The following is a 12,619-nucleotide window of genomic DNA, read 5'->3' as shown; positions in this document are numbered from 1 at the left end:
TCTTATAATAAGTTGAAGTATATTATATTAAAAGTTAAATAACGAAAAACGTTGATAGAGAAGAGTAACTTACAAAATCGCCATATAGGGAGAGAATGCCTTAGACTGAAAGCATTCTTATGGTAGACGGAAGTGAATTCACCTCTGGAGTTGACGCCAGGACCATATATATGTAAAGGCGTTCCGGTCAGAATTGATCGTTATAACTAATGAGTGGGCAGACTTGTTCTGTCAATTTAGGGTGGTACCGCGAATTTACCTCGTCCCTTTTTGGGAGCGAGGTTTTTTTATTTTTAAAATTAGGAGGGTTCCAAAATGGAAGCACGTTTAAAAGAGCTAAAGCAAAAAGCGTTAGAGCTTATTGAAGAAGCGAAAGAGCTAAAGGGCTTAAACGACGTACGCGTAGCGTATTTAGGAAAAAAAGGTCCAATTACAGAAGTATTACGCGGCATGGGAAAATTATCAGCAGAAGAGCGTCCACGTATGGGAGCATTAGTAAATGAAGTACGTGAAGCAATTCAAACGCGTCTAGAAGACAAAATTGGTAACTTAGAAAAAGCAGTAATTGAAGCGAAATTAGCTACGGAAACAATTGATGTTACACTACCAGGTCGTCCTGTTGAAACAGGTTGTCACCATCCGTTAACAGCTGTTGTTGAACAAATTGAAGATGTATTCATCGGTATGGGTTATGAAGTAGCTGAAGGAACAGAAGTAGAAAAAGACTACTACAACTTCGAAGCACTAAACTTACCGAAAGATCACCCAGCACGTGACATGCAAGATACATTCTACATTACAGAAGAAACGTTACTACGTACACATACATCTTCTGTGCAAGCACGTACGATGGAAAATAATAAAGAAAAAGGCCCAATCAAAATTATCTGTCCTGGTAAAGTGTATCGCCGCGATGATGATGATGCGACGCATTCACATCAGTTCATGCAAATTGAAGGTCTTGTAATTGATAAAAACATTCGTATGAGTGACTTAAAAGGTACACTGCAAGTATTCGTGAAAAAGATGTTCGGTGAAGATCGTGAAATCCGTCTTCGTCCAAGTTTCTTCCCATTCACAGAGCCATCTGTAGAGATGGATATTTCTTGTATGATGTGTCACGGTAAAGGTTGCGGCACTTGTAAAGGAACTGGCTGGATTGAAATTCTAGGCGCAGGTATGGTTCACCCGAACGTACTTGAAATGGCTGGTTATGATTCAAAAGAATATCAAGGTTTCGCATTCGGTATGGGCGCAGAGCGTATCGCAATGTTGAAATACGGCGTAGATGACATTCGTCATTTCTATACAAATGATGTACGTTTCTTACAACAATTCAAACGAGCGTAAGGGAAGGAGAGGATAAATATGTTCGTATCATATCGTTGGTTACAAGAGTATGTAGATATTAAAGATGTAACAGCACAAGAACTAGCAGACAAAATCACGAAAAGTGGTATTGAAGTAGAAGGCGTTGAAGTATTAAATAAAGGTGTAAAAGGTGTTGTAGTTGGTCACGTATTAGAATGTGAAAAACACCCAGAAGCTGATAAATTAAGCAAATGCTTAATCGATATCGGTGAAGAAGAACCAGTTCAAATTATTTGTGGAGCTGCTAATATTGCAAAAGGTTTAAAAGTACCAGTTGCAAAAGTTGGTGCTGTACTTCCTGGTAACTTCAAAATTAAAAAAGCAAAACTACGTGGTGAAGCTTCTCACGGTATGGTTTGTGCTCTTCAAGAGCTTGGCATTGATGGAAAGTTAGTTTCAAAAGACTATGCAGATGGTATCTTCATCTTCCCAAGTGACGCTGAAGTTGGTGCGGATGCACTTGAAATTTTAAACTTACACGATGAAGTACTTGAGCTTGGTTTAACACCAAACCGTGCAGATTGCTTAAACATGTTAGGTGTTGCATATGAAGTGGCTGCTATTTACGGTCGCGAAGTAAAACTTCCAGCTATCGAATTACAAGAAACAGCAGAAAAAACTTCTGATTATATTTCTGTAAGTGTAGAAGCGAAAGAAGAAAACCCATTATACATTGCAAAAATGGTTAAAAACGTAAAGATTGGTCCATCACCAATGTGGATGCAAACTCGTCTTATGGCAGCTGGCATTCGTCCAATTAGCAACGTAGTTGATATTACAAACTACATTTTAATGGAATACGGTCAACCGTTACATGCATTCGATTACGATAAATTAGGTTCAAAAGAAATCGTTGTTCGTCTTGCAAAAGAAGGCGAAAAAATTGAAACTTTAGATGATCAAGAGCGTACATTACAAAGCCACCACCTTGTAATTACAAACGGAACAAAAGCTTTAGCTGTTGCTGGTGTAATGGGCGGAGCGGATTCTGAAGTTACAAATGAGACAGTAAACGTTCTAATTGAGTCTGCATACTTTGCAGGTCAAACAGTGCGTCGCACATCAAAAGACTTAGGTCTTCGTAGTGAATCAAGTGCACGTTTCGAAAAAGGAATCGACCCAACACGTACATTTGAAGCAATTCAACACGCAGCTGCTTTAATGGCGAAATACGCTGGCGGAGAAGCACTTGAAGGTGTAGTAGAATCTGACAACTTACAAGTACAAGAGCGTACAGTATCTGTTACTGCTGAAAAAGTAAACCGTGTATTAGGTACAAACATTTCTGCGAGTGAAATGGGTACAATGTTCACAAACTTGAAATTCCCATTCACAGAAGTAGAAGGAACATTCCATGTAAATGTACCAGCACGTCGTCCTGATATTACAATTTCAGAAGACTTAGTAGAAGAAGTGGGCCGTCTATACGGTTATGACCACATTCCAGTTACATTACCTTCTGGAACGATGACTCGTGGTAAATTAACATCAGCACAAACGAAACGTCGTAAAGTACGTCGCTTCTTAGAGGGTGCTGGTTTATATGAAGCAATTACGTATTCATTAACAAGCGCTGACAAAGCGAAACAATACATGGTTGAGCCAAACGAAAAAGCACCTGTAAACCTTGCGCTTCCAATGAGCGAAGAGCGTAGCCAACTTCGTTTAAGCTTAGTGCCACAATTGCTAGAAGCAGTTTCATACAATGTTGCTCGTAAAAACGACAGCGTTGCTTTATACGAAGTAGGTTCTATCTTCTTACCAACAGAAGCAGGAGAACTTCCGAAAGAAGAACAACACCTTGCAGGTGTTATGACAGGTCTTGCTCTTCACCATGCATGGCAAGGTGAGAAGAAAGTAGTAGACTTCTTCGTTATGAAAGGTGTACTAGAAGGACTATTCGACGTACTTGGCGTTTCAAACCAAATCACATATGCACCAGCAAAACGTGAAGGTATGCATCCAGGCCGTACAGCTGATATCGTATTAGATGGCGAAGTAATTGGTTTCATCGGTCAATTGCACCCAGAAGCAGAAAAACAATTAGATGTGAAAAATACATTCGTATTTGAACTATCTCTTGTAAAAGTATTCGGTGCAGACGCTGAAGAAACTTACTACTCAGCAATTCCGCGTTTCCCATCTATGACACGTGACATGGCTGTTGTGGTAACAAAAGAAACAAAAGCTGGTGAAATGAAGCAAGTCATTTCTGAAGCTGGCGGAGAACTTCTGAAAGACGTAACACTATTCGACTTATACGAAGGTGAAAAAATGGAAGAAGGCAAGAAATCACTTGCATTCTCTATGACTTACTTCGATGCAGAACGTACGTTAACAGATGAAGAAGTAACAGAAGCGCATAACCGTGTATTAACAACGGTAGAAGAGAAATTTGGTGCGGAGTTACGTAAGTAATTAGAAAATTGCCGGATTCATTCCGGCAATTTTTTTATTGCACAATCGTCGACAGATGTCGGTAAGTCGATATATTACAAAAATCGCTTATATATTTTCTGGCATCTTGCATCTTTCTCTCGAATGTAGTACATTAATTTTAGTTTAACAAAATGAAAGACGATGATAAGGAAAAGTAGTATATACTATAATCCAAAGCGAGTCAGGGGCGGTGAGAGCCTGATGAGGCGGTATATGTGAAGAACACCTTGGAGTTGCTAACCGAAATTGAATCTTGTATTCAAGAGTAGACTTAGACGGGAATCCGGCCTGTTACAAACCGGGAAGTATGTATTACATACGAGTTAAAGTTGGTCTTTATGACAAATTGGGTGGTACCGCGAAGTTTAACCTTTCGTCCCTTTATGGATGAAAGGTTTTTTTGTATTTAAATATATCAGCAAAGGAGAATTTCACTATGGAAAACACATTAGTAAAAAGTCTGTATAGAGATACAGAAAAGTATGCAGGTCAAACAGTACAAGTATCAGGGTGGATTCGTAACTTACGTGATTCAAAAGCATTTGGTTTCATCGAATTAAACGACGGTAGCTTCTTCAAAAGCGTTCAAATCGTTTTCGATACAGAATTAGAGAACTTTAAAGAAATTGCAAAGCTTCCACTTAGCTCTTCAGTGAAAGTAGAAGGTAAAGTAATTGCAACGCCTGGAGCGAAGCAACCATTTGAAATTAAAGCAGAAAAAATTGATATCGAGGGCTTATCAGATTCTGATTACCCACTTCAAAAGAAGCGTCATACGTTTGAATACTTACGTACAATCGCTCACTTACGTCCAAGAACAAATGCATTCTCTGCAACGTTCCGCGTACGTTCTATCGCAGCATTTGCGATTCACCAGTTCTTCCAAGAGCGTGGATTTGTACATGTTCACACACCAATCATCACTGGTAGTGATACAGAAGGTGCTGGCGAAATGTTCCGCGTAACAACACAAGATTTAAACAACGTACCAAAAGGTGAAGACGGACAAGTTGATGAATCAAAAGACTTCTTCGGTAAAGAAACAAACTTAACAGTAAGTGGACAGCTGAACGCTGAAGCGTATGCATTAGCATTCCGTGATGTATATACATTCGGACCTACATTCCGTGCGGAAAACTCAAACACAACTCGCCACGCTGCTGAGTTCTGGATGGTTGAGCCTGAGATTGCATTCGCTGAGTTAGGCGATGTAATGGATCTTACAGAAGATATGCTGAAATATGCAATGAAATATGTATTAGAGCATGCACCAGAAGAAATGGACTTCTTCAACAGCTTCGTTGATAAAACAGTTCTAGAGCGTATGAACAACGTGATTAACTCTGACTTCGGTCGCATCACATATACAGAAGCAATTAAAGTACTTCAAGAATCAGGTGCTGACTTCAAATACCCAGTAGAATGGGGTATTGACTTACAAACAGAGCATGAAAGATACTTATCAGAAGAGATCTTCAAACGCCCTGTATTCGTAACTGACTACCCGAAAGACATTAAAGCGTTCTACATGCGTATGAATGAAGATGGAAAAACAGTAGCTGCTACTGACCTTCTAGTTCCTGGCATCGGCGAATTAATCGGCGGAAGTCAACGTGAAGAAAGAATGGACGTTTTAGTAGACAGAATTAAAGAATTAGGTATGAACGAAGAGGACTACTGGTGGTACTTAGAACTTAGAAAATACGGCGGTACAAAACACGCTGGATTCGGTCTAGGTTTCGAGCGCTTCCTAATGTACATCACTGGTATGGCTAACATCCGTGACGTAATTCCATTCCCAAGAACTCCAGGTTCTTCTGAGTTTTAAGATATGAAAAAGCGAGAGGGTTTCCTCTCGCTTTTTATTTTGCATAGTTTATTATCTCGTAGCAAAAAGTAACGCGAAGGGGTGAATATAAATGAGTAAAAAAGTGAAAAAAGATCATTCAAGGTCAAGCCTTGGTTCTCCAGAAGTAGAAGGACAAGGAACGACGACACATGAAACAGGTTCACATAAAGTACCTTCATCAAATAAGAAGCAGAAACGAAGCTAACATAACAAAGGAGAGTCTTAAGGGCTCTCCTTTGTTATGTGTTACATCATATTATCGTTAATTTCTTTTGTAATCTTATTTATGTCTTTGTCTAATCGATCGAAATAGAAAAACCACAGTAAACTTATGAACACGTAATAGATGGCCATAACGCTAAGGCTATCAGATATGTTTTCGAATGTGGATTTAGTAGTGAAGAAAGTGCCCCAAACAGTAGAAATAATGAAGTAAGAAAGTGGACCTACGAGGTGTATGAAAACATATAATAATTTTTTAACTTTCACAGCGTCCATATGAATTCCCTCCTTATGTAAACAATCCTTTTCTTCTAATCATGAATTCAAATTCCTCACAGAAGTGTTGTAGCTTGTTGTGCATCGTGTTTCACGATAAATTTTCGAATCCGAAAATTTAATAGGAATGATCTACCATATCTTTCGATTAAATTTTGGAACTCCTGTTGCTCACTTAATAGTTGGATATTCTCCCTAATTTTGAATTGTCTTTCATGGGATCACCTAGTAAGATGTTTAGAATCATTTATAGAAATAGTAATAGGAATTATCTTCTTTAATTTTAATAATATGTATATTTATGTTGTGACATAATTACAAGGACAATAGTAGGGTGAAACAAAAAACAGGAGTTTGTAGGCTCCTGTTTTTGTCGATACTATTTTAATAAGCGAAACGCCTTCTCCGTATTAGCGAAATGCAGTTTCACAAACTCGGGTAATCGTTCTTTACCAAGCTTTTGAATTAATTTAGCTGCAGCAATATCAACTTGTTTACCAGCACCTTTTGGAAGTGGCATACCAGCTTTTTTACTTAGTTCGTCAAACTGTTTTACGAATGAGTAGCGAGCTAAAATAGAAGCAGCGGCTACTGCTAAATGGACGCTTTCACCTTTCGTAGCGAAATAAACATTTTCACGCTGTACCTGTTTTTGTTTTGTTAAATATTTATAGTATGTATCAGGTTGTGTGAATTGATCGATTAAGACGCCTTCAGGTTTTGTAGGTGCCATTTTAGCTAATAAGTTTGTAATAGCTTTATTGTGTAGTAAAGCTTTTAACTTACCTTGGTTGTTTCCTTTATCAAATAGCTCGTTATATTTTTCATTATGAAGGACAAGGGAGCTGTAAGGAACAACGTGTAGAAGTTGTTTCGCAATGGCAGTAATTTGATCGTCATTTAAGTTCTTAGAGTCTTTTACACCAAGTTCTTTTAGTAGTGGAATTTGCTTTGCATCTACATATACAGCAACGACTGTCATCGGTCCAAAGAAATCTCCCGTACCAACTTCATCAGACCCTACAATAGACATTGTACTGATGGAAGCAGGCGGTGCATAACGGTGGGAATCAACAGATTTTTTTACAGCTGTTTTGGGTGTTTGAGAGACAGTTTGCCAACGAGAAGCTTCTGCTTCAGCGCGGCCTCCTTGGAACATTACTTTTCCAGATTTATACGCTGTAATCGTGCAAGATGGTACCTTTGCCATGAAGATCCCGCCTTGCGGAGTTTTCGGGCTAAGCGAATGTTTATATTGTTGTTTCATGTCTTCAATTACTGTAGAATTTGTTTGAATTACGATAGAATTTGACATAATGGTCGCCCCTTTTTTTATATTGTTATTTTTATCATATCGGATTGTTCTTTCTGTTTCCATATTATGAAGGTTCATGGTATGATAAACTTTAGGATTCTGTACGTGATTGGAGGCCGGTGAGTTGTCACAACAAAAGGGAAAGAAAAGTCGAATTAATGTAGAAATCTATGGTCAACAATATTCAGTTGTTGGCGATGAAAGTACAAGTCATATCCGCATGGTAGCAGCGATTGTGGATGATAAAATGCGCGAACTCAATGCCAAGAATCCTTCGCTTGACACGAGTAGACTAGCGGTATTGACGGCGGTAAACGTCATACACGATTACATAAAATTAAAAGAAGAACATGAGAAATTGAAAGAAAGTATGACAAAAAAAGGAATGGAATAACATGATTGATATTATTATCATTTTACTGCTTGTTATGGGATTTTTCCTCGGCTTACGCAGAGGGTTTATTCTGCAACTTGTAAAGTTAACAAGCTTTATTATCGCATACCTTGTTGCATACTGGTACTGTAAAGATTTAGCGCCAGCACTTGCGAAATTTATTCCGTATCCATTTGATAAAAACGTATCTGTTCCAGAATGGATTGATGCAAATAATATTGAGACAGTATTTTATCAAGCGCTTGCGTTTATCATATTGTTTATTATCACAAAAATTGCACTTTCATTACTTGGTAATTTGTTAAATATGTTTGCAGAAATACCGGTTTTAAAGCAAGTAAATGCGTTTGCGGGGGCAATCCTCGGGTTTTTAGAAGTATATATTATTTTGTTTGTCTTAATTATCATTGGAAACATACTTCCGATTGAACAAGTACAAACACCATTACAAAAATCATCAATTAGCAAAATAATTGTAGACGATACACCGATTCTATCTGAAAAGGTGAAGGAACTATGGCAGACAGGTAGCAGAGTATAACTTCTCTTTTTTCGGAAAGAGAAGTTTTTTTCTATGAAAGAAAGGCGGGGCAATGATGAAAGTAAATAAAAAACAAGTTATCAAATTATTAGAGACAATCGGGCTTTTTATGGAACTAAAGGGTGCGAATCCATTTAAAATATCTGCATTTCGTAAAGCGGCAGCAGCATTAGAAAGTGACGATCGTAGTCTTTCTGAAATTGAAGATTTCACAAAGATTCCAGGAATCGGAAAAGGAACAGCAGCCGTTATTCAAGAATATATAGAATCGGGAACATCTGAAGTATTGCAAGAACTTGAGAAAGAAGTACCAAGTAGCTTATTGCCGTTATTAAAACTACCAGGACTTGGTGGTAAAAAGGTGGCTAAGTTATATAAAGAACTTGGTGTTGTTGATATGGAATCGCTAAAAGCTGTTTGTGAGGAAAATAAAGTACAGGCTTTAGCAGGTTTCGGTAAGAAGACAGAAGAGAAAATATTAGAAGCAATCGATCAAGTAGGCTCTCGTCCAGAGCGTTTACCAATTGCGATGGTATTGCCTATTGCCGGGGAAATAGAGGAGAAATTGTCGAATATTGCTGAAGTAATTCGTTTCTCTCGCGCTGGTAGCTTGCGCCGTGTTCGTGAAACAGTGAAAGATTTAGATTTTATCATTGCAACGACAGAACCAGAAGCGGTACGTGAGCATTTACTACAATTCGATAATATGATTGAAGTAATCGCAAGTGGAGATACAAAAGTTTCTGTCCGTCTTCAATATGAATATGATATTTCAATCGATTTTCGTTTAGTAAAACCAGAAGAGTTTATTACAACTCTTCACCATTTCACAGGATCAAAGGACCATAACGTAAAAATGCGTCAAATCGCAAAAGATAAAGGCGAGAAAATTAGTGAGTACGGTGTAGAGAACTTGGAAACAGGTGAAGTGAAAACATTTGAGACTGAAGAAGACTTCTTCGCTCATTTCGGTCTGCCATTTATTCCGCCAGAAGTGCGTGAAGATGGAAAAGAAATTGAATTAATTAAAGAGTATCCGAACTTAATTCAGTTTTCCGATATACAAGGTGATTTACATATGCATACAACTTGGAGTGACGGTGCTTTTTCTATTGAAGAAATGGTACAAGCGTGCCGTGCTCGTGGATACAAGTTTATGGCGATTACTGATCACTCGCAATATTTGAAAGTAGCGAATGGTTTAACGAAAGAGCGTCTTCGTGAGCAAGCGAAAGAAATTGAACGTATGAATGAAAAGTATCCAGACATTACAATTTTACGCGGAATTGAAATGGACATTTTACCAGATGCCTCTCTTGATTTTGATGATGAAGTATTAGAAGAATTAGACTATGTCATTGGAGCGATTCACTCTAGCTTCTCACAAGACCGTGAAACGATTATGAAGCGTCTGCGTACTGCACTTGAGAATAAACATGTCACAATGATTGCCCATCCGACAGGACGTCTTCTCGGGCGCCGTGAGGGTTATGATGTAGATACAGATTTATTAATTGAACTCGCAAAAGAGACAAATACAGTTTTAGAATTAAATGCGAATCCGAACCGTCTAGATTTAAGCGCGAAATTATTAAAACAAGCACAAGATGCTGGTGTAAAAGTAGCGATTAATACGGATGCTCATACACTTGAAATGTTAGAAGATATGGAAACAGGTGTAGCTGCAGCACGTAAAGGTTGGATTCAAAAAGATAACGTGATTAACACATGGGATATTGAACGTTTATTAGACTATATTAAACGTAATAAGTAACACAAGGGGGACCTGCAACATGTTAGAAAGAACGTTGCGTGTATTAGAATACAATAAAGTAAAAGAACAATTACTTGAACATACAGCCTCTTCACTTGGCCGTGATAAAGTGAAGAATTTAGTGCCGAGCACTGATTTTGAAGAAATTGTAGAAATGCAAGATACAACGGATGAAGCAGCGAAAGTCATTCGTTTAAAAGGTAGTGCACCATTAGGTGGCATTACGGATATTCGCTCAAATGTGAAGCGTGCAAAGATTGGAAGTATGTTAAGCCCGAATGAACTACTTGATATTGCGAATACGATGTATGGTAGTCGTAATATGAAACGTTTCATTGAAGATATGGCTGATAACGGTGTCGAGCTTCCGATTTTAGAAACTCATGTCGCTCAAATTGTATCTTTATATGATTTAGAAAAGAAAATTACAAATTGCATCGGTGATGGCGGTGAAGTAGTCGATAGCGCGAGTGATAAACTGCGTGGTATTCGTACTCAAATTCGTACTGCGGAAAGCCGTATTCGTGAAAAGTTAGAAAATATGACGCGTTCTTCAAACGCACAAAAGATGCTGTCTGACTCGATTGTAACGATTCGTAACGAACGTTACGTAATCCCAGTAAAGCAAGAATACCGCGGCGTATATGGCGGTATTGTTCACGACCAATCTGCTTCTGGACAAACATTATTTATTGAACCACAAGTAATTGTAGAATTAAATAATGCACTACAAGAAGCACGAGTGAAAGAAAAACAAGAAATTGAACGCATCTTATTAATGTTAACAGAAGAAGTGGCAGTAGAAGCCGATATCGTTTTATCAAACGTAGAAGTAGTTGCAAATCTTGATTTCATCTTTGCGAAAGCTTTTTATGCGAAACGAATTAAAGCAACGAAACCAATCGTAAATAACGAGCGTTATATGGATTTAAGACAAGCTCGTCACCCCCTAATCGATCCAGAAATTATTGTGCCAAATAACATTATGCTAGGTAAAGATTTCACAACAATTGTTATTACAGGACCGAATACAGGTGGTAAAACAGTTACGCTGAAAACGGTTGGTATTTGTGTATTAATGGCGCAATCTGGCCTTCACATTCCAGTAATGGATGAGTCAGAGATTTGTGTATTTAAAAATATCTTTGCTGATATTGGTGATGAGCAGTCGATTGAACAAAGCTTAAGTACGTTCTCCTCACATATGGTGAACATTGTAGATATTTTAGAAAAAGCTGATTTTGAAAGCTTAGTTTTATTTGATGAATTAGGTGCTGGAACAGACCCGCAAGAAGGTGCTGCACTAGCCATTTCGATTTTAGATGAAGTATGTAACCGCGGTGCTCGCGTTGTTGCTACGACGCATTACCCAGAATTAAAAGCGTACGGATATAACCGTGAGCAAGTTATTAATGCGAGTGTTGAGTTCGATGTGAACACATTAAGCCCAACGTATAAATTATTAATCGGTGTACCAGGTCGTAGTAACGCCTTTGAAATTTCGAAGCGCCTTGGATTATCTGATCGCGTTATTGACCAAGCACGTAACCACATTAGTACAGATACAAACAAAATTGAGAATATGATTGCGAAGTTAGAAGAAAGTCAAAAGAATGCAGAGCGTGACTGGAACGAAGCAGAGGCACTTCGCAAACAATCTGAGAAACTTCATCGTGAGTTGCAACGTCAAATTATTGAGTTTAACGATGAGCGTGATGAAAAACTATTAAAAGCGCAAAAAGAAGGGGAAGAAAAAGTCGAAGCTGCGAAGAAAGAAGCAGAAGGTATTATTCAAGAACTTCGTCAATTGCGTAAAGCACAGCTTGTAAATGTGAAAGACCATGAGCTTATTGAAGCGAAGAGCCGTCTAGAAGGAACAGCGCCAGAGCTTGTGAAGAAACAAAAAGTAAACGTGAAAAACACTGCGCCGAAACAACAGTTACGCGCAGGTGATGAAGTAAAAGTATTAACGTTCGGTCAAAAGGGTCAATTACTTGAAAAAGTAAGTGATACAGAGTGGAGCGTACAAATCGGTATTCTGAAGATGAAAGTAAAAGAATCTAACATGGAATACATTAACACACCGAAGCAAACAGAGAAAAAAGCAGTCGCAAGTGTGAAGGGTAGAGATTACCACGTTTCATTGGAACTGGATCTTCGCGGTGAACGTTATGAAGATGCAATGATGCGCGTTGAAAAATATTTAGACGATGCCCAGCTTGCAAGTTATCCTCGTGTATCAATCATTCACGGTAAAGGAACAGGAGCGCTTCGCCAAGGTGTACAAGATTACTTGAAGAAGCATCGCGGCGTGAAGAATTACCGTTACGGTGACATGGGCGAGGGAGGCCTAGGCGTAACAGTTGTCGAATTAAAATAGCAAACAACGAAACAAAGGGGAAACCATTATATGTTTATGGACAAACTTGCAAAAGTAT

10 protein-coding genes, 1 pseudogene and 2 other annotated features are annotated in these 12,619 nt (G+C 38.4%); of the genes and pseudogenes, 8 read left to right on the top strand and 3 right to left on the bottom strand.

All coding sequences use genetic code 11. From position 1 onward, the window contains the following. Window positions 1–42 precede the first annotated feature (42 nt). Window positions 43–271: a binding site (T-box leader), on the top strand. Window positions 272–315: 44 nt separating this feature from the next. The 4 genes from pheS (at window position 316) to AC241_RS22575 (ending at window position 5,864) form a co-directional block, all read left to right on the top strand. Continuing rightward, a complete protein-coding gene (gene pheS / locus AC241_RS22590) occupies window positions 316–1,350 on the top strand; it encodes a phenylalanine--tRNA ligase subunit alpha (protein ID WP_000388220.1) in 1,035 nt (344 codons plus the stop codon). 18 nt (window positions 1,351–1,368) lie between these two features. Continuing rightward, window positions 1,369–3,789: a phenylalanine--tRNA ligase subunit beta gene (gene pheT / locus AC241_RS22585; protein ID WP_050844568.1), complete on the top strand. Its 2,421-nt coding sequence runs from the start codon at window positions 1,369–1,371 to the stop codon at window positions 3,787–3,789. Between the two features lie 153 nt (window positions 3,790–3,942). After that, window positions 3,943–4,194 (top strand) — a binding site (T-box leader). A gap of 52 nt (window positions 4,195–4,246) precedes the next feature. Next, window positions 4,247–5,638 (top strand): asparagine--tRNA ligase, encoded by a 1,392-nt coding sequence (gene asnS, locus AC241_RS22580; RefSeq protein WP_000432189.1) that lies wholly within the window; start codon window positions 4,247–4,249, stop codon window positions 5,636–5,638. Between the two features lie 91 nt (window positions 5,639–5,729). Beyond that, a complete protein-coding gene (locus tag AC241_RS22575) occupies window positions 5,730–5,864 on the top strand; it encodes a YuzL family protein (RefSeq protein ID WP_000039592.1) in 135 nt (44 codons plus the stop codon). Between the two features lie 41 nt (window positions 5,865–5,905). Here AC241_RS22575 and AC241_RS22570 read toward each other — a convergent pair whose 3' ends face one another. The 3 genes and pseudogenes from AC241_RS22570 to rnhC form a co-directional block, all read right to left on the bottom strand. Continuing rightward, a complete protein-coding gene (locus AC241_RS22570) occupies window positions 5,906–6,157 on the bottom strand; it encodes a hypothetical protein (RefSeq protein WP_000340262.1) in 252 nt (83 codons plus the stop codon). Window positions 6,158–6,170: 13 nt separating this feature from the next. Beyond that, window positions 6,171–6,404 (bottom strand): annotated as a pseudogene (locus AC241_RS22565) (hypothetical protein). Window positions 6,405–6,536: 132 nt separating this feature from the next. Further along, on the bottom strand, window positions 6,537–7,472 hold the full coding sequence (rnhC, locus tag AC241_RS22560; protein ID WP_048563970.1) for a ribonuclease HIII: 936 nt from the start codon (window positions 7,470–7,472) through the stop codon (window positions 6,537–6,539). A 124-nt stretch (window positions 7,473–7,596) separates the two neighbouring features. On the opposite strand from rnhC, the gene zapA reads away from it, so the two are divergent. The 4 genes from zapA to AC241_RS22540 are packed head-to-tail and all read left to right on the top strand — an operon-like array spanning window position 7,597 to window position 12,561. Continuing rightward, window positions 7,597–7,866, top strand: coding sequence for a cell division protein ZapA (gene zapA / locus AC241_RS22555; protein ID WP_000082701.1), 270 nt, complete (start codon window positions 7,597–7,599; stop codon window positions 7,864–7,866). 1 nt (window position 7,867) lies between these two features. Next, window positions 7,868–8,407: a CvpA family protein gene (locus tag AC241_RS22550; RefSeq protein WP_000565409.1), complete on the top strand. Its 540-nt coding sequence runs from the start codon at window positions 7,868–7,870 to the stop codon at window positions 8,405–8,407. 55 nt (window positions 8,408–8,462) lie between these two features. Continuing rightward, window positions 8,463–10,181: a DNA polymerase/3'-5' exonuclease PolX gene (polX, locus tag AC241_RS22545; RefSeq protein WP_050844567.1), complete on the top strand. Its 1,719-nt coding sequence runs from the start codon at window positions 8,463–8,465 to the stop codon at window positions 10,179–10,181. A gap of 19 nt (window positions 10,182–10,200) precedes the next feature. Then, complete coding sequence (locus AC241_RS22540; RefSeq protein WP_016080118.1) at window positions 10,201–12,561, top strand: endonuclease MutS2; 2,361 nt, start codon at window positions 10,201–10,203, stop codon at window positions 12,559–12,561. Window positions 12,562–12,619: the final 58 nt, after the last annotated feature.

It is taken from the genome of Bacillus thuringiensis (genome assembly GCF_001182785.1).
GTDB classification, from domain to species: Bacteria; Bacillota; Bacilli; order Bacillales; family Bacillaceae_G; genus Bacillus_A; species Bacillus_A thuringiensis_S.
The sequence above is the reverse complement of the archived record's forward strand: the minus strand, read 5'-3'. Positions and strand labels throughout refer to the sequence as shown.